Here is a 17622-nt window from a genome sequence, read left to right on the forward strand (position 1 = left end):
CTTGTAACGTCGAACGTTACCGTCCGTTGTCAGCGTGGAGCCGACCTTCAAACGTCCACGGAATACTCGAGCGGAATGGCCGTAACTGGCCGGCCGAGCGGCGACGTTTTTCGAAGACCTTCACTTTCGGGCTATCTTCAGGGGACATCGGGCACGGTTACCGGCTCGCGCTCAGTTCCTGCTGTCGCCGCACTCGCGCGTCTTCCTCAAGACGTGTCTCTTCGAGTTCCTGCAGCACGCCATCGAGGTCCACAGGTCGCGTGTCGACTTCGATGCGGCCTGTCAATTCGGCATCGACACGCAGCAGCCCTGCCTCGAAGAGCGTCCAGATCTCCATGCCATAACTCGCGGTGAGTATTTGCGGCGCAAACCGTCCGAAGTACGCGGCCAGGTTGTCGACGTCCCGCTTGAGCATCGAGGCGGCTTCGTTGTTGCCAGCTGCGTCGACGGCCTGTGGCAGATCAATGATCACCGGCCCATCCGCTGCCAGCAGGATGTTGTATTCCGACAGGTCGCCGTGAATCAACCCTGCGCAAAGCATGCGGACAACCTGGTTCAGCAGCAGCGCGTGCAGTTCGAGGGCGCGGGCCTCGGTCAGATCGACGTCGTTCAGCCGTGGCGCGACGTCACCCATCGCGTCGATCACCAGCTCCATTAGCAACACGCCGTCGGTACAAATATAGGGTTGCGGCACGCGCACACCTGCGTTGGCGAGCCGGAACAGCGCGTCGACTTCAGCGTTCTGCCATGACGCTTCCTGCATCTGGCGGCCGTAGCGCGTACCTTTTTCCATCGCCCGCGCCTGGCGGCTGTTCTTGACCTTGCGACCGTCCCGATACGACGCGGCTTGCCGAAAACTGCGCTGCTTCGCGTCCTTGTAGACCTTTGCGCAACGTGTCGATTCGCCGCTGCGCACGACGTAGACTGCTGCCTCCTTGCCGCTCATCAACTGGCCGATGACTTCGTCGATGAGGCCTTCTTCGAGAAGCGGTGCAAGTCGTTTGGGTATTTTCATACGATCGCCGGTCGCAGCTCGTCGAACGTGCCATCCACACGCGTGGATGGCGAATGGCCCGCTGACGTATGCGCGACCAACAAACCGATGAATCGCGCAGCCGGTGCTGGCGGCTGTAAGCTTGCTGCGTGGGAGATGGATTGAGTCATGCCGGATTATAAGGGTGGCCGAGGACGAGCCGACGCAAATCTCCTGGCGACTGCGTAGATGCATTGCGCCGCGCTACCGGGCCGCTCGCTGCTTGGTACGACGGGCAGCGCCCGACCCGCTCCGGCCACTGGAACCGGGTCCACTTCAATGACAGCTTCCTGGGTCCGACGGTCGACCGCCTCTTCGACGGCGGGCAAGTCCCCGGACGGTCGCGAACTGCCACCAAAGGCCGCGCAGCACCTTGACGCGGATGTCCGCTTGCCCGAAAAACCACGAGATCTCGTCTGATCTTACCGACGTTTGGTGGATACCTTGAAAGGGGCATACCATGCAGACTGAACTGCAGAATCTGATCAAAGGACGAAGACGTCGCGGCGGTTAATTGTTGAGGCTGTGTTAGATGCGCGATACAGGCGCTTGTATGCGGTTGCCTCAGCATGTGCTGCCGGCGCAACTGGCACCAACAATTGGCGTTGACCGCGGGCAGACGTTTCGAATAAGCCATGAACCCCCATCTTTCGGGTTTGACCGCCTTCGTGTTCGCAGGCGGTGGCAGCCTTGGCGCGATCGAGGTTGGCATGCTGCGCGAACTGCTCGAACGCGGTGAGCATCCGGGCTGCGTGGTGGGGGCCTCCGCAGGCGCGATCAACGCAGCGTATTTCGCAGGACAACCGGACGGCGCGGGCGTAGCAATGCTCGAAGCGCTCTGGTGCAAGATCCGGCGGCAGGACATCATGCCGCTTTCTATGCTCGGGCTGCTCGCGATGATCCTGCGCAGTCGTGCGCATCTCGTCGAGGCGAACGCGTTGCGTCAGCTGCTGGAGACGCATCTGTCGTATGAGCGGATCGAGCAGGCGACCTTGCCGCTTCACATCGCCGCGACCGATATGCTTACCGGCGACGAAATCGTTCTTTCTACCGGTCCTGTGGTGAACGCCGTGCTGGCGAGCGCAGCGATTCCCGGCGTGTTCCCGCCGATGCGTATCGACGGTGTGGATCTCATCGATGGCGGCGTCGCCAACAACACGCCGATCTCGGTGGCGGTTACGCTCGGCGCGACGCGCATCATCGTGCTACCGGCCGGCTTCGCGTGTGCGTTGCATGCACCGCCGCGTAGCGCGATCGCGCAGGCCCTGCACGCTCTGACGCTCGTCATCGCACGCCAGCTCGTGCGCGACCTTGAGTTCTATTCGACGCGTGTGCAGATCTATGTCGTTCCGCCGTTGTGTCCACTCGATGTCTCGCCTTACGACTATACGCAGTGCGCGCAACTGATCGACCGAGCTGCGCAGAAGACGCGTGCATGGCTCAGCGACGGTGGCCTCGAGCGCGCTTTGATTCCTGGTGAGCTGCGCGAGCATGCGCACGCCGCGCGCTAACGGCGCAAACAAAAACTGACGAGCTACTTTGTGCCAAGGGCCAGTGACCCGACGAGCATGACTGGCTGCCATTGGTACGCTATGTGATTCGAGTCGACATTCGAATGTCCGTCTGGGATCACAGGCGAACGGCTAGAAGTGGCCGGTCACTGCCTCATGCGATTCGCATACTCGGCGTCATCCTCGGATTCTCGGCGGACGGCGGCACTGCCTCAACCCGGCCAGATTCAGACACTCGCCTTATGCCGGCAAACGACTGTTCAATCGCCCATTGCGGCCTGTGCCGAGACGCAAGCGTTTGAGGTTCTCCCGAAGCGGGAGCCGACCAGAATGGTCGCGTCAGTGAACGTCTTCGTGCTCGCCAGAGGACTCGATCAGGTTGGGGTGGCCGATGCGTTGCTTGCTCGGCTCGAACGCCGTATGCACCGCAAAGCCAATTGCCGCGCCGATCAGTTCGGCAAGGATGAACCCGGGCACGCTGGATGGTGCGATACCTGCGAAGCTGTCGCTGAACATACGGCCGAATGCCGCGGCCGGGTTCGCGAACGACGTCGACGCAGTGAACCAATATGCCGCGCCGATGTACGCAGCCACCATGATCGAGGCGCGCCCGGCCGGTGCACGCAGGATGACGAGCAGCAGTCCGGCGGTGGCCACTGCTTCGGCAATCCATTGGCCGGTCCCGGCGCGCACCTTGCCCGAAAACTCGATGATCGGCAAACCGAACATTGCGTGCGCGAGCCATGCGCCGAGCAAAGCGCCAATCAACTGTGCCGCGATGTAGGGCACCAGTTCATATGCAGGCAGTTCACCGCGTAGGGTCATGACCATGCTGACGGCCGGATTGAAATGCGCGCCACTCAGTGGGCCGAACATCTCGATCAGCACATACAGTCCGCCCACGGTCGCCAATGTATTGGCAAGTAAGGCGATCGCAACATTGCCGCCGGCAAGTCGCTCGCCCATGATCCCGGAGCCGATCACCACTGCGAGCAACAGGCAAGTACCAATCAGTTCGGCGAGGACCTTGCGCTTCAGACCAATGGTTACGATCATGATTCGGAAATCGCTGTGAGAGCCCGCTGGAGGTCTTCGTTACTCATCGATTCGAGCGGCAGCGCGAGGAGTTGCAGCATCCGGAAGCCGATCGCCTGACGGGTGAGTTCGAACGCAACGCGCTTGCCTTCGTCGCCTCCCGGAGCAACGGACGGGTCCGGATAGCCCCAGTGAACCTTGACGGGACTGCCGGGCCAGTAGGGACATGGCTCCGCAGCGGCACTGTCACAGACCGTAATGACGATTCGCATGGCAGGGGCACCGCCATCAGCAAACTCGTCCCAGCTTTTGCTGCGATAGTCGCTCACATCAATACCCGCCTCCGTGAGCGCCTCGACAGCAAACGGGTTCAGGCGGCCGCCTGGCGCACTGCCCGCGCTGAAAGCGCGTACGTCCTTGCCGAGCTTCGAGGCCCAGTGATTCAGCATGGCTTCGCCGAGCACGCTGCGAGCGGAGTTGTGCGTGCACAGGATCAATACGTTGGTCGTCATACGTTCCTCGTTAAATCGCGTGCTCGACTCAGCAGCACGACGAAGACTTGACCGGAATCCCAACCGGTTTGCCCGACGACGGAGCACAGCACGCAGCCACCCCGGAGCCAGGTGCGGCAGTCTGTGTATCGCGCGACTCGCCAAACACGGGAATGTCGTTCAGCGTGTGATACGACTCCCATGCGATGCCCTGTGGATCAACGGTCCAGTACTTGTTCGAGTTCGCATAGCAGCAGGCCGTACCGATCTGCGCGTCGATGGGTAACGCTGCGCCTTCCAGCCGACTATGCATCTCGGTCAGTTCGGCCTCGTTCTCGACCTGCACGCCCAGATGGTCCAGACCAGGCGTGGCCCCGCGTTGCGAGATCGCGAAATTGACGCGCGGGTCTTCGAGCATCCACTTTGCGTAGTCGCTCTTGACGACGGTCGGTTCGGCTGCAAACAACGCCGAGTAAAAGCGGATGCTCGCAGCGAGATCCGTGACGGCGACGTGGAGGTGAAAGCGCTTCATGACTGCTTCTCCCTAGAGGGAGAACATGCTGATGCCGGCGAACAGGGGTTGCCGCCACAGCAGTTCTCGGTGAGATAGGCCAACAGGCCGTTCATCGTTGCGAAGTTCGCGCAGTAGATGACAAACCGGCCTTCCTGCCGGCTGGTGACGAGCTGCGCGTGAGACAGCTCCTTCAGGTGGAAGGAAAGCGACGACGGCGCGACGTCCAACAGCGAGGCAATCTGGCCTGCGGGCATGCCCTCGGGGCCGGCCTGCACCAGGGCGCGAAAGACCTCGAGTCGGGACTCGTGCGCGAGTGCCGCCAGAGCAGCGATGGTCTGTTTAGTTTCCATATTTCAATTATAGTCGAAATATGGAATCAGTGACACGGAGACCGCTCATTGCACACCGAATTCTCGACGGTGAACGACCGCTTAACGCAGGCGACCCAATCCTCCCATGAATCAGATACAGGGAGCAGCTCTCGTCGAAGTGCTCGTCCCCAGTGCGCAGATCCAGCATCAACAGTTGTGCGCCCATGCCGTTGACCGGTCATATCCCGTCCCGTATGATCCCGACAGAATCGAATTTCGATACAGTCGGAACACGGATAGCGTTTGATGAACGATCGAGATCTCTATGCCGGGTTGATCCGCCTGCACGTGCTACACCACGCGTCCAGGGAGCCGCTGTATGGCAAGGCGATGATCGAAGAACTAGGACGGCACGGTTACAAGCTGAGTCCAGGCACGCTTTATCCGATCCTGCACGGCCTCGAGAACAAGGGTTACCTGAAGTCCACGCTGGAGCGCTCCGGGCGAAGCGGCCGGAGGATGTATCGCGCCACTGTGACAGGACGCCGGGCCCTGGCATCTGCGAAACACAAGGTGCGCGAGCTTTTCAGTGAGCTCTTCGAAGAAATCTGATCTGCATACACTCTCGCCCAATCACCGTCATCAGAATCGAAAGCGTTATGGAAACAGGTATGTCGACGACGCAGCACGGCCGCAGAGGATCGATAGTCGAAGTTCTCTTGGTATTTCTGAAACTCGGCTTGACGTCCTTTGGTGGCCCCATCGCGCATATCGGATACTTTCGCCGCGAATTCGTTGAGCAGCGGCGATGGCTCGATGATGAAACGTTTACTGATCTGGTCGGTCTCTGCCAGTTTCTTCCCGGCCCTGCTAGCAGTCAGGTCGGTTTTTCAATTGGCCTGCTTCGTGCGGGGTGGCTCGGCGGGTTCGCGGCATGGTGCGGATTCACGTTGCCATCCGTCGCGCTGTTGATTGCCTTCGCCATTGCTGCCCCCGAACTAGGCGGCCCCGTGGGAAGCGGCCTGATCCATGGTCTAAAGCTCGTCGCGGTGGCGGTAGTGGCGCAGGCCGTGTGGGACATGGCGCGCCGTTTGTGCCCTGATCATCGTCGTGCCGGTATTGCACTCCTGACGATGGGAATTCTTGCGGTCTTGACGACGGTCTATGCGCAACTGATCGCGATCGTACTTGGCGCGCTCCTCGGTATCGTACTGTGCCGCTCGTCTGCTTCGGCAAGTGCGGGCGCCTTGCGGCCGCATACGCACGAGTTCCGTGTATCGCGTACTGTCGGCATGCTCGCACTTATCCTGTTCTGCGGACTTCTGTTCGTGCTTCCGGGACTCTCGGCATACGACAATACCCATGCCGTCCGCGTGTTCGATGCCTTTTACCGCTCGGGTGCACTCGTGTTCGGCGGCGGTCACGTTGTGCTCCCGCTGCTGCAACAAGAAACGGTCGTCACCGGCTGGGTATCGCCAAATGATTTTCTCGCGGGCTACGGGGCCGCTCAGGCTGTACCCGGTCCACTGTTCACGTTCGCCGCCTTCTTGGGATGGATCATGAGCGGCTCGCCGAATCACGGCTGGGGCGCACTGCTGGCCGTGGCAGGCATCTTTTTGCCAGGGCTGCTGCTCGTGCTTGCCGCTTTGCCATACTGGCAGGCGCTTCGCGCGCATCCTTCGATGGCGGCTGTGCTGTCTGGAGTAAATGCTGCGGTCGTCGGGCTGCTGGCAACCGCACTGTATTCGCCTGTGTGGACCAGTGCCGTCCGTTCCGGTATTGACTTTGCAGTCGCTAGTGCCGGCTTCTTTCTACTGACGCGCTGGAAGGTCCCACCGCTGGCTGTCGTCGTGCTTTCGGCGGTAGCGGGTATTGCGGAAATCGCCTTACGCTGATCAGCTACATGCAGTGCACTGCAGTGGATGAGGGCGAGCGATGCCGATCGCTGATACACATGGGGCACACAAAAATGAGAGGACAGCGGGAGCGATGGATGGCCGCTCCCCGTTGCATTGAGTCATTCGTATTGGCCGCTCGAATGGGTGGTCAGGGTCGGGAGGGTGAGTTCGCTGAGCGGGCGTTGCAGTCCTGCCGCGCGAAGCCGCCAACGTCAGCATTCCGCCAAACTGCTGACGTTGAACGCGACCCGCACCAATGTCCGCATAGGCCGACGAGCGGCCGAATGATCGATTAATCGTCGCGTGCGAAAGCTATTTGTTTTTTTGGAAAACTCCCTTCCACAAAGTCCCGCAACTGCGTGAGGTCCGTGCGCGCATACGCGGCCGTCGTCTGCACCGACGCGTGACCGAGCAGCGTCTGCGCAACGGGGAGTGGCACCGCATGATCGACGACCAGCGTGCGCGCATAGCCGTGTCTTAACCAGTGCGTCGACGCCGCGTGGATCAGCGCGCGCGTCGCTGCGTCACCGGCCGGGACCGTTCCTTCTGCCGCCTGCAGCACCGCCTTCACTTCATCATAGAGGCCGCTGTGCCCGAGTGCGTCGCGCTTCTCGCTGTGAATCAGGGGTAGTGACTCGAACGGCGCGGGTTCGGCGGCGAGACCGCGCAGGACGCGATAGTCACGCAACACAGGCGCGCAGCGCGACGGCAGCGGGATCGCGCGAAGCTTGTCACCCTTGCCGCGCACGTGCAACGTCCACTGACCACCGGTCGCGCCGGACGATCCGTGTGCCGGGCCGGCCGACTTGGAGGCCGCCGTGGTGCCGTCCGGCTCGACGCTCAGGCGCGGCAGTCCCAGCTCTGCAGACCACTCGAGTTCGGCGAGGCGCACCCCCGCGAAGCGGTAGAGCGACCAGATCGCACAGCGGCGCGCCCAGACCAGGACCGATATCGCCGGCGGCCGCGCGCCGGCCGTCACCGTGTCGCACTGCGCGAGCACCCGAGCGGGCAGGATCCGCGACGGCATCCACGTCATGCGGGCGGTCCCACCGCCTGACAGCTCGGCGGCGGGGTTGATCACCAGGTAGCCCGTCTTCTGCCAGTAACGGAACAGGCTCGAGATGACCGCGAGCGCGCGGCGACGGCCCGCGTCGCTACGGGGCGGTTTGCTGGGACGCGCGGCACTGGGCCGGGCCGGAACCGTGGATGGGGTGCCCCCCATGCTGCACGCGGGGCCGAGTGTTTGCCGGAAGGCGAGCAGGTCATCGCGCGTCAGGTCGGATAACGGGCCACGCCGGTGCGCCTCGCACCAGCCGATCAGGCGGCGCAGTTCGGTGCGGTACGCGCGTAAGGTGTGCGGTGAGCGCTGCGCGCGGTCGCGCAGGAACAGCGCGAGGGCCCGGGCGTCGTCGGTCACACCGAGGGAATTGGTGGTCGTCGCGTTCATGAAGCGTCCGGCGCGCGTGAGCCATGCGCGCAGCGCCGCGGGATTGCTGCTACGCGAGGCGGACAGCGCGACCAGTGTCGCCATGTCGACGACCTGCATAGCGGCGGCATCGAGCGTCGCCTCGGCGGGCGTGACGGCGCCGTCGCCTTCATTGGCTGCGCTGACAATGGGTTCGCCGCGCTGGCCGGCAGCGTCGGCTGTGTCGCCGTCGGGCAGATGCCGGAACCGGCGGCGGTGCGCGTGCAGCACGCGGGCGAGTACGGTATCGGGCGACGGTGCGGCGCCCGCGGCCGCCAGATGAAGGCGCCCCTGCGCCCAGTACTCGATCGCCACATCGTGCTCGAGCAGCAGCGCGAACACGGCCGGGTGCGCGTGCTTCGCGTCGGCGAGCGACGGCGCGGCGCGTTTCAGGTCGGCGAGCGTCCAGCGGCGGTACACGACGTGACCCAGTGCCTGCTCGAGATACGCGAGCGCGGCCTCGACGCCGGACGGCAGCCGCTGTGGTGGCAGCACGCCCGCATCGATCCAGTCGGCGGACTTCATGATGACGGGCTTTTACGCGCACGGGGTGAGCGGGGCCGTGGGCGCGGTGCGGCGGCGACGGCCGCCGCGTGGCCCGCGCTCATGTGTCGCGCGGGCGGGTGTCGGGCGGGTCGTTTGTGCGTGGCGACCTGTGTGGCGTGCGCCGCCGGGAGCGCCTGAAGGGCCTGCAGCGCCTGGAGCGCATGGCGCTGTTCGGCGACCACGGTCGCGAGTGCCGCGGCCTCGGCCGCCGCCTGCCGGTGGGCGTCGCGCCCTGTGGCGAGCTCTTCCAGCAGCCGCTCGCGCAGTCCCTCAAGCGCGGTGATCCGGGTCTGCGCGTCGGCGAACTGTTTCGAAAGCCGCTCGCGCTCGGCCGCAAGCGCGTGACGCTGGTGCTCCGTCTCCTGCAGCAGCCGTTTCGACAGGCCTTCGTAGCGGGCGTGGACGGCGGCCAGCGCCGCTGCATGGTCGGTGCGCGCATCCTCGAGGGCTTGGGTCGCCTGCTCGGCGGATTGTCTGAGCGCTGCGGCCGCCTGCTCGCGTTCGGCAAGGGTCGCCGTCGCGGCGCGGCATTCTGTGCGGGCCGTCGCGAGTTCCGTGTCGCGGGCCGACAGCTGCGCGCGCAGCTCGGCGAGTTCCACGCGCAGCAGTTCGACGCGCAGGTCCGCGTCGTGCCGGGCGCCCTGTGCGGCCTCCATCGCGTCGCGCGCCTCGGCTTTCAGGCGCACCACGTCATCGAGTTGCACACTGACGGCGGCCGCCCACAGCGCGCGCATCTGGTCGGCGATCGCGTCCGGCAGGCCGGGTAACGCGACCTCAGTGAGACCCGCCTGCACCAGTTCGGCCTCGATCGCGTTCAGCGCCCGCGACAGCACCGTGGGGTCGCCGGCGCCGAGCCGCGCGCGCAGCCGCCGCACGGAGACGGCGCGGCGGAAACGGTCCCGGGTGACCGGCGTGGCTGGGGTGACTGAAGTGGCCGGGATGGTAGTTTCCGCGTCACCCGCTTCGGCGAGCATGGCGAGCACGGTGGTGCGGATCTGGTCGGGGGTGACGGCGGCGGGGCGGGCCATGGCGGGACTCCGGCGCCCGGAGAAAGCGGTGGGGCGCGGTGACGGTGACATGTCCAGTCTAGTTCACAGTCTGGTTCACGCACGGCACGAACGTTAGATGACCGCTTTTGGACCGGAAACCGAACCCGTTCCGGTGATAAACGCCCTTATCACCGGAAAACGCGGGCAGGCGGCCGGGACCGCGGATGTGTGGCTATGGGCTCTGCGAGGCACGCTGGATACAGGGCAGCGTCGGTATGGCGCGCGGCACACCGCCGAACGCCGGCCGCGCGTACCCTCACTGATTTGAGGGAGGCATCACTCCGTTGTATAGCGTGAGGCTTTCCTGGGTGGGGTGACAGTCTCTGACGTGGCCGCGCGCTGTCGTTTCGGCCGTGGCTTTCGGCGTCGGGCTTTTGCAATCCGACCTTCGAGATCGGCGAGCAGATCGCTGGGAGCACAGCTGAGGGCAGTGGCGAGCGAGAAGAGCATGGTGAGCGTGGGCTGGTGCTGGCCGAGTTCGAGCATGCTGACGTAGTTCCGGCGAATCGACGCCTCAAATGCAAGTTGCTCCTGCGTCAGTCCAGCCGCAAGACGTCGTTCCCGCAACAGCACGCCAAAAACTGCCCTTACCTCTTCCAAATCTTTGCTCCCAGTGAAATGGGAGCACTCTCAGTTTCCCGCTATAGTTTGTCTTCCCAGTAGACTGGGAGTTAAGCGTCATCAATCGACCGGAAATGCTTGGGGGGCGGGGGAAGGGCGGCTTTTTAGAATGTGTCCGTCTTGGATTGCATTATTCGTGGTACCGGGGTCTGCAGTATTTGGGTTTATGTGCGCCTTGCGCCGGAACGCGTGCACTGAGAACGCTGATTTGTTCGTCTGCAGGCGTCAGGAAATGCCGATTCGACTTGATGCCATTTCACGCGTGCCGATCCGTTGCTTCGAGCGGTATGTTGGCAAGTTTGCTGTTTTGAGAGTGATCGTATGTTTTTGACTTCTGACCAGAACCGTCTGCCGGCATGGCCCGGCGTGACGTTGTCGGCCGTTACCGAGATGGCGGGTTGTGGTGATGTGCTTATCCTGCAATTTGCCGCTGGAAAGCGTGACCTGCCCCGGGTTGCCATGGTGGAATTCGCGTCGGGTGCGGCGAAAACGCTGCTGCAACTGACGGCAGATGGCCAGATTGTGCGGGGCGCGGCCGTGCTGAGCGCGAGGCCGCACAAGGACTCGGCACAATGGAATCTGGCACCGCTGAGCGAAATTCACATCGGCGCGACGGCCGCCTATGACGAAGACCATCCGCTGGTGTCGTTTGCGCGATTTACGACAGCAGCGGGTGAGGAATTCTCGATGCCGATCGGTATTGCGGAGAAACACTCTCCCGGAAAGCGCATCTACCCATCCACGCCGGCGCGTTCGTCAAAGGCTCGCCGCCGGAATCCGACGGGCGATGGCGTAGGGATGAGCTGACGGCATGCGTATCCATATCGCCTCGGATCTGCATCTGGAGATCGTGCACCAGAGGTTTCCAGGTTTTAACCCGATCGTAACAACGGATGCGGATGCGGATGTGCTGGTGCTGGCGGGCGATATTGCGAAGGGCACCGATGCAATCGAGCCGTTCGCGCACTGGCCGGTGCCCGTGATCTATGTGCATGGCAATCACGAAGCGTATGGCGAAGAGTACGATCCGCTCGCCGATTCCATCCGCACGCGCGCGGCCGGCACGGCGGTGCATTACCTTGAGCGCGACGCATTTTTCACGGATGACGTGCGTTTTCTCGGTTGCTGCCTGTGGACAGACTATGCGCTCAATGGCACGCGCGAGCGCAGCATGGCGCTGGCCGGGCGGATGCTGCATGACCATCGTGTGATCCGCGCTGGCGAAGGAGGACGGTTCCGGCCGGAGCATGCACTCGCCGAACATGAAAGGTCACTGGGCTGGCTGCGAAATGAGCTGGCAAAACCCTTCGACGGGCGCACTGTCGTGGTGACCCATCACGGCGTTGCGCCGCCCTCGGTGCATTCGCGTTATGGGAACGACCCGGTCAACGCGGCTTTCGTGAGCGACCTGGGACCCTTGCTCGATCTGGCCGACGTGTGGATCCACGGGCACGTGCATGACTCGTTCGATTATCGCGTTGGCCGGTCGCGGGTGATTGCCAACCCGCGCGGCTATGCGACGAACCGTCTGATGGCGCGTTCACCCATCGACCTGGAATGGGAAAACCCGGCGTTTGATCCGTCACTGGTCATTGAAGTCTGATCACACGCCGCGGCACGCCGCATTGAACAGTGCGATCGTCGGGTGCGACCCGGCGGTCGTAAAGAAAACGGGGCGCGGCGATAACGCCGGTACCCGGCGACAGTAAAACGCGGGACGGCGAGCGCGATGCGCCCGTCATCGACCGCATGAGGAGGAGCAGTTTGATCGAGATCGAGACGCTGGTGGAAGAGATATTCCGCCTGTACACGGGCCTTGAGCGGACCGGTATCCGGGCGATGGATGCGCTCAGTCTGACCGACCCGGAGCTGGTCGCCGAGCTTCTGGCCACGTTTGAATCCCGCGATAAAGCCGGCAGTTGGCTCGCGCGTCGCATGGCCGCATTCGGCGGGTGCTGCGCGCTTGAAATGCTGTCGCAGGGCGAGCGTGAGTCGGTGACGTCCGTCCTGCATATCCTGCGTGTGGGCCTGGAGGAATGAGGATACCAGAGGCATCCGGCAGCGGTTTCACCGAAACCTGCGTGGCTGGGATCCCCGTTCTCTTTCTCGATTTCGACGGTGTGCTGCATCCAGTGCGTGAACCCGCGCTAGACGAAGATTTCCGCCTCATTGAGAACCCGGGCCTTTTCGTCTGGCGCCCGATCCTGGAGGCGCTGCTGGCTGAACATCCCGCCGTCCGGATTATCGTCAGCTCGGACTGGCGACGCCTGTTCGATGACGCAACGCTGATGCAGCTGCCGGGTCCATTGGACAACCGGTTTGTGGGCGACCTGGAGAGTTACGGATCGTGCCGTTCTGAGGAGATCCTGATGGAGGTTCGGCGCAGCAAGCTCGTCCATTGGCTCGCTATTGACGATCATCCAAGCGTCGTTTCGGCTCAGGCAGAGGAACGCGGTTTTATCGCATGTGCTTCTGCGCATGGTCTGAGTGATGAAGCCGTACAACGGGCGTTAAGGGAAATGCTGCCCCCGCTTCCAGACAACCCGGCCGGGTAGGTGCCCTGCGCCGTGAGATTTCACTGGACATAACGCTCGTCACCACCGGCCTGACGTGTGCAAAAGACCACGTTTACAGGATGGGCCGCCAGAAGGGCCACCGGAAACGACTCTGGTCGAGCGAAAAGACTACGGATATAGGGATGCCACTTCAATAAGGAGGTCGCATGACCAAGGCGAACAGGCGAAAGAGACGGCGACAAGCCACGCCGCCGTACGAAAGCAGCGAGCAGCTTGAGGCACGCTTGACCGCATTCGCGCTTCGCACCCGCGAGTGGGCGATAAACGCAGCGAAGATACCGTGTCCCGATGACAGCATCACCGTCATGGCCGGACCGCTGCGACGACGCGTGCGCTCGAAGCCTGCGGTGTCGGACGAGCCGGTTGCTTCGACTGAAAAGGACACGGATGAGCCCGAGATCTGAGGAACGCGAGACCGGCATGGGTTGTAAATGCGCAGCACATTGCGCAGTCGCCGCGTGTCAGCCGCCGACGACCCAATGGATAAAGATTGACCGACGTAGACCAAGGTTCCTGGCAACCGCGTCCAGCGTACTCGCTGACTGATGTGCGGAATTTCCAACTCATGCTTGGCTTGGACAACCAGGGAACCGGCGAAAGATGCGCGGCGAATGTTTGTGACGTTACCTGAGCTGCTCCTCGGCCTGCAGACAGGGCGAGCGCAGATGATTCTCAAAGTACTGGCCGAGGGAGAGTGGATCAGCGCAGCCGCCGCGCCTGAGGCAACCGGATGGAAGCAACGCCGGTGGATCTTTGGTGTTCAGGCTGGGCGCCAGCTGTACTTCGCCCGGTACCAGTTCGATGAGCGCGACCAGCCGCGGCCGGATATCAGGGAGACTCTAGCAGAACTCGGAGCCGTAACGGACCCGTGGACGATTGCTGCCTGGATTCACTTTCCCAACGGCTGGATCGTCGACGACGGTGGCGCCCGGCCGGTTGCGTCAAAGGGACGCGCTCGACAACCGCGTCGGAGCGCTGGAAGCCGTGCGCCGGTTCCGCGGAACGTTTGTGGCGTGACGGCTTATCGATGTGATCGGGCTCTCACGCGGGCACTGTTCTTCCTGGCAGGTTGACTGATTTTCTACAAGGAAAGCCATGGGCACCAAAGACACTATCCGGTTTCAGGAAAAGGCAGGCGATCTGCCCGGCTGGACGCTCTATACCGAGATGTTCGAGACAGACGCCACCGGCGTGCGGTTTGGGAAGGTGGGCTGCGAAGAAGGCTGCCTGCGTTGTTCCAAGAACTATGTGCCATGCGGCGGCATCCCAGGCCCAGAAGGATTGGTGCCGAATTGCGCAATGCTGTAGCAGCATCAGTCTCACGCGATCGTCGTAAAGATGCGTGCCATCCACAGCCGCGAGCGCGTCGTCGATCGGCGCAAGTAGACGATCAAGGCGCGACAGTCTTCCAAGCATCGCTCCTATCTTGCGTTCGTTGGCAACGGCGCGTGGAAGGTCCTGTGTCAGCACCTTCTGCTCGCTCGCGGTCAGCAGCGCACCGCCGGTCTGGCTGAACGGCAGGTAGCCGAGTTCGTCCAGCACCACGAGGTCGGCGTACACCAGCCGCGTTGCGAGCTGTCCAGGCTTGCCTCCAAGCTTCTCCTGCTCGAGTGCGTTGACCAGTTCGATAGTGGAGAAGAAGCGCACGCGGCGGCGATGATGTTCGAGTGAGCTGCGCGACCTGCAGCTTGGTGCGCTCGCCGTTGATAACAGCCCAGTCCTCACTCCAGTCGAACTGGAACGCCTCGCCGGCAGCAAACCGGAGCGGTACGAAGGTTCCACGTCCGGTCGTCTTTGCCTGCTCGTGCTGTTCCTGTCGCCAGCGCCGGGCAAACGCCGCGACACGATCATAGGAGCCGGTAAAACCCAGCGCGCAAAGATCCGCGTGGATCTGTTTGAGGGTCCTGCGCTGCTTGCGGGGCCGGTTCGCCTCGGTCTTGAGCCAGCCTGCGAGCTTTGCGGCAAACCCGTCAAGCTTGCTGGGACTGTGGCGCTCGGGATAGGCCGGCAGGACGCCCCGGCGGGCACCCAAACTCCTCCGGGTATGGGCACTTCAAATTCCCCCACCTGACGCTCCCCGGCTGAACTGCTGAGCGACCACGAACGATGCTGCAGGACGTTTATTTTTGTCTCCTTCGAAGAAGAAGGAGGCCAAGGGGTGAACGTCTTGAAGCAGCATCTGCGAAGCACGATATTCACATTGCTCGAGCGCGGCGTGAGCCAGCGCCGGATTCATGAACTCACCGGGATCGACCGCAAGACGATCCGCCGTTACCAGGCGCTTTTCGAAGCACAGCGGGCAGCGGGCGCAAATTCCTCCATCGCCGCGCCCGCCGGCATGACGGAGCCGGCGGGCACGCAAACTCCTCCACCCCAAACTCCTCCACCTCCACGCCCACCGGCTTCCGGCGTTGCCACACCGGTCAAGCCGTTCAACTTCGCCCGCTCGGCCAGCGAACCCCATCGCGACTGGATCGAGCAGCAGATACGCCTGAAGCGCAACGCCCAGGCCATCTACCAGGATCTGGTCGACCAGTTTGGTTTTACCGCGAGCTACGACAGCGTCAAACGCTTCGTCCGCGCGCTTCGCCACGTCGATCCCGAGCAATTTGATCGCCTCGAATTCGCCGCCGGAGAAGAAGCCCAGGTCGATTACGGCGAAGGTCGAGGCGATGTTCCAGGAGGAGAAGCCGCACCTGCGGCCTCTGCCGGCCACCGGATTCCGCTACTTCACCGAGGTCGTGCGCACTGTCTGGGACGACACTACCGTGAGCATCGATCGCAGCAACTATGCGGCACGGCCCGCGCCCATCGGCAGCCTCGTGTGCGTGCGCATCTACGACACCACGATCGAGATCCGCGATCGCCGCACGCAGGAGCTGCTGCGCACGCACCCGCGCCACACGCAACCCGGCTCGCTCGAGCTTCCCGAGAGCGAGCGCCCGTTCAACCCGTCGCGCCAGACGGGCCTGGCGCTCGCCAGCGCCAGCGACATCGGTCCACAGGCGAGGGCACTGTGCCAGCACCTGTTCGACGCCGAAGGCCGCGTCGGCCATCGCGGCATGTGGGGCATCGTCGCGCTGGCGAAGAAGTATCCCGCGTGGCTCGTCGAACAGGCATGCGACCACGCCCTGCGGCACCACCTCTATCGCTACCGGCAGGTACGCGCCGTCGTCGAGCGGCTGTTCGAGCAGGCGCTGGAGCGCCTGGAGCGCGCGCCCCAGTTGGCCTTGCCGCTTACCCAGGAGCATCCCCTGATCCGGCCCGCCGCCGAATATGGCGAGCTCTTCAATGTCGGCGCACAGCACAGCGCCGGATCGCAACCCGCTCCGACCACTGGAGAAACCGCATGACTACAACGTTACCGGACATCGAGCGTGCCCTCAGGCTGCTGCGGCTGTCAGGCGTGCGTGACACACTCGAGACGCGCGTACTGCAGGCACAGGGTACCCAGCAACCGTTCCTCGAGACCTTCGCGCTGATCCTGCAGGACGAACTCGACCGGCGGCAGTCCCGCCTGATTGAGCGTCGCTACCAGCAGTCGGGCCTTGAAGAGAAGCTCACCCTGACGGAATTCGACTGGTCGTTCAATCCAAAGCTGCCTCGCCAGGCGTGCTTCCAGTTGCACGCACTGAAGTTCGTCGCCGAAGGCAAGAACGCGCTGATCATAGGCAAACCGGGGACAGGGAAGTCTCATGTTGCGAAGGCCGTTGCGTATCAGGCCATTCTGCAGGGGCACAAGGTTCAGTATCTCGAAACCGACGACTTCTTTAACCGCTATGCGCTCAGTGCACCCGAGCAGCGACAGGCGCGGCTGCGCGCCATCCTCGATTGTGATCTGCTCGTGCTCGACGACCTGTTCCTCTCGCGGACGATCCCCGACGACGCCGGCGCGCTGCTACAGACCCTAATCCATCAGCGTTACAAGCTTCATCGCAGCGTCGTTGTGACTTCGAACCGCGTCGTCCAGGACTGGGGTTCCTATCTCGGCGACAACACCATGAGTTCAACGATCCTCGACCGCCTCATGCACCACTGCCACCTGCTCGAATTCGATGGTCGTAGCTACCGGCTCAAGGAGGCCGCCGAAACCCTTGCGCGAAAAACGAAAGAGAGCTAAATAACGATCTCGTCCTGCTTCACGAGGTGGGGGAATTTACGCGCCCATAAGTGGGGGAATTTGAACTGCCCGCCCGGGGACGGTGCCAGCCCGTATGTAACGCCTGACCGTGTTTCTGGACACGCCCAGCCGTTTGGCAATCTCGCGCAACGAGACATGATCGCGAAAGTGTCAGCGTCGGATGATGCTCAATATAGCCACGTCGATCACTCCATTCCCCTGCCCGTTGCCGAGCAGGTCAGTGTTCTACGTGGGTCAATATTCGATGCAAATTACCGCGCAGGGTGGGTCAGGATTCAGTGCAAATCAATACCCAGAATATCGATTTCCATGATGAACCTCCACACGTCAGGTTGACGTCCGTCAGTGTCTCCCGAAGGGAGGCGTCGGGTCCATCTCATTACAACCTTACGAAGCGCTGGTCACCGCGGCTCGTTCGTTGCCGCTAATCG

The 17622-nt window shown here is 62.9% G+C and carries 17 protein-coding genes and 4 pseudogenes; 10 read left to right on the forward strand and 11 right to left on the reverse strand.

All coding sequences use genetic code 11. The features are described 5' to 3' along the window. Positions 1-157 precede the first annotated feature (157 nt). On the reverse strand, positions 158-1015 hold the full coding sequence (locus VOM14_RS10470; RefSeq protein WP_327628645.1) for a PA4780 family RIO1-like protein kinase: 858 nt from the start codon (positions 1013-1015) through the stop codon (positions 158-160). Between the two features lie 653 nt (positions 1016-1668). On the opposite strand from VOM14_RS10470, the gene VOM14_RS10475 reads away from it, so the two are divergent. Then, a complete protein-coding gene (locus tag VOM14_RS10475) occupies positions 1669-2544 on the forward strand; it encodes a patatin-like phospholipase family protein (RefSeq protein WP_327628646.1) in 876 nt (291 codons plus the stop codon). A 339-nt stretch (positions 2545-2883) separates the two neighbouring features. On the opposite strand, the gene VOM14_RS10480 is transcribed toward VOM14_RS10475, so the two are convergent. From VOM14_RS10480 to VOM14_RS10495, 4 genes are read right to left on the reverse strand one after another with little or no spacing between them, the layout of a single operon-like run. Continuing rightward, positions 2884-3600: an MIP/aquaporin family protein gene (locus VOM14_RS10480; RefSeq protein ID WP_327628647.1), complete on the reverse strand. Its 717-nt coding sequence runs from the start codon at positions 3598-3600 to the stop codon at positions 2884-2886. Then, positions 3597-4091 (reverse strand): arsenate reductase ArsC, encoded by a 495-nt coding sequence (locus VOM14_RS10485; protein ID WP_327628648.1) that lies wholly within the window; start codon positions 4089-4091, stop codon positions 3597-3599. The genes VOM14_RS10480 and VOM14_RS10485 overlap by 4 nt, the downstream gene beginning before the upstream one ends. A 28-nt stretch (positions 4092-4119) precedes the next feature. Further along, on the reverse strand, positions 4120-4602 hold the full coding sequence (locus VOM14_RS10490; RefSeq protein ID WP_327628649.1) for an ArsI/CadI family heavy metal resistance metalloenzyme: 483 nt from the start codon (positions 4600-4602) through the stop codon (positions 4120-4122). Next, positions 4599-4934, reverse strand: a complete 336-nt coding sequence (locus VOM14_RS10495) for an ArsR/SmtB family transcription factor (protein WP_327628650.1) — start codon at positions 4932-4934, stop codon at positions 4599-4601. Before VOM14_RS10495 ends, VOM14_RS10490 begins: the two co-directional genes overlap by 4 nt. A gap of 267 nt (positions 4935-5201) precedes the next feature. Here VOM14_RS10495 and VOM14_RS10500 point away from each other — a divergent pair, with 267 nt between their 5' ends. Next, the gene (locus tag VOM14_RS10500; protein ID WP_327628651.1) at positions 5202-5507 is read left to right on the forward strand and encodes a PadR family transcriptional regulator; all 306 of its coding nucleotides are present in this window, start codon (positions 5202-5204) and stop codon (positions 5505-5507) included. A gap of 47 nt (positions 5508-5554) precedes the next feature. Continuing rightward, the gene (chrA, locus tag VOM14_RS10505; protein WP_327628652.1) at positions 5555-6790 is read left to right on the forward strand and encodes a chromate efflux transporter; all 1236 of its coding nucleotides are present in this window, start codon (positions 5555-5557) and stop codon (positions 6788-6790) included. 295 nt (positions 6791-7085) lie between these two features. Here chrA and VOM14_RS10510 read toward each other — a convergent pair whose 3' ends face one another. The 3 genes from VOM14_RS10510 to VOM14_RS10520 form a co-directional block, all read right to left on the reverse strand. After that, on the reverse strand, positions 7086-8783 hold the full coding sequence (locus tag VOM14_RS10510) for a tyrosine-type recombinase/integrase (protein ID WP_327628653.1): 1698 nt from the start codon (positions 8781-8783) through the stop codon (positions 7086-7088). Then, entirely contained in the window at positions 8780-9832 is a 1053-nt protein-coding gene (locus VOM14_RS10515) for a DNA-binding protein (RefSeq protein WP_327628654.1), read from the reverse strand. The genes VOM14_RS10510 and VOM14_RS10515 overlap by 4 nt, the downstream gene beginning before the upstream one ends. Positions 9833-10129: 297 nt before the next feature. Next, positions 10130-10426, reverse strand: coding sequence for a helix-turn-helix domain-containing protein (locus tag VOM14_RS10520; RefSeq protein WP_327629062.1), 297 nt, complete (start codon positions 10424-10426; stop codon positions 10130-10132). A gap of 369 nt (positions 10427-10795) precedes the next feature. Between VOM14_RS10520 and VOM14_RS10525 the strand changes: the two genes are divergently transcribed. The 5 genes from VOM14_RS10525 to VOM14_RS10545 all read left to right on the forward strand — a co-directional run bounded on the left by VOM14_RS10525 (position 10796) and on the right by VOM14_RS10545 (position 13454). After that, the gene (locus tag VOM14_RS10525; protein ID WP_327628655.1) at positions 10796-11281 is read left to right on the forward strand and encodes a hypothetical protein; all 486 of its coding nucleotides are present in this window, start codon (positions 10796-10798) and stop codon (positions 11279-11281) included. 4 nt (positions 11282-11285) lie between these two features. Beyond that, positions 11286-12077: a metallophosphoesterase gene (locus VOM14_RS10530; RefSeq protein ID WP_327628656.1), complete on the forward strand. Its 792-nt coding sequence runs from the start codon at positions 11286-11288 to the stop codon at positions 12075-12077. A gap of 161 nt (positions 12078-12238) precedes the next feature. After that, positions 12239-12514 (forward strand): hypothetical protein, encoded by a 276-nt coding sequence (locus VOM14_RS10535; RefSeq protein ID WP_327628657.1) that lies wholly within the window; start codon positions 12239-12241, stop codon positions 12512-12514. A 41-nt stretch (positions 12515-12555) separates the two neighbouring features. Further along, positions 12556-13029, forward strand: coding sequence for an HAD domain-containing protein (locus VOM14_RS10540; protein WP_327628658.1), 474 nt, complete (start codon positions 12556-12558; stop codon positions 13027-13029). Positions 13030-13196: 167 nt separating this feature from the next. Next, positions 13197-13454, forward strand: a complete 258-nt coding sequence (locus VOM14_RS10545; RefSeq protein ID WP_327628659.1) for a hypothetical protein — start codon at positions 13197-13199, stop codon at positions 13452-13454. Between the two features lie 1084 nt (positions 13455-14538). Here VOM14_RS10545 and VOM14_RS10550 read toward each other — a convergent pair. Together VOM14_RS10550 and VOM14_RS10555 are read right to left on the reverse strand one after the other, a co-directional pair. Then, a pseudogene (locus tag VOM14_RS10550) lies at positions 14539-14721 on the reverse strand (ATP-binding protein); the annotation flags it as partial. Beyond that, positions 14705-15058, reverse strand: a pseudogene (locus VOM14_RS10555) (IS21 family transposase); the annotation flags it as partial. The pseudogenes VOM14_RS10550 and VOM14_RS10555, both read right to left, overlap by 17 nt. Positions 15059-15172: 114 nt before the next feature. Here VOM14_RS10555 and VOM14_RS10560 point away from each other — a divergent pair. Together VOM14_RS10560 and istB are read left to right on the forward strand one after the other, a co-directional pair. After that, positions 15173-16403 (forward strand): annotated as a pseudogene (locus tag VOM14_RS10560) (Mu transposase domain-containing protein). Continuing rightward, a complete protein-coding gene (istB, locus tag VOM14_RS10565; RefSeq protein ID WP_028233066.1) occupies positions 16400-17170 on the forward strand; it encodes an IS21-like element helper ATPase IstB in 771 nt (256 codons plus the stop codon). Before VOM14_RS10560 ends, istB begins: the two are co-directional and overlap by 4 nt. 75 nt (positions 17171-17245) lie before the next feature. Here the strand turns inward: istB and VOM14_RS10570 are convergent. Further along, a pseudogene (locus VOM14_RS10570) lies at positions 17246-17329 on the reverse strand (helix-turn-helix domain-containing protein); the annotation flags it as partial. Between the last annotated feature and the right edge of the window lie 293 nt (positions 17330-17622).

It is taken from the genome of Paraburkholderia sp. MPAMCS5, from assembly GCF_036016995.1.
In the GTDB taxonomy this organism is placed as follows: Bacteria; Pseudomonadota; Gammaproteobacteria; order Burkholderiales; family Burkholderiaceae; genus Paraburkholderia.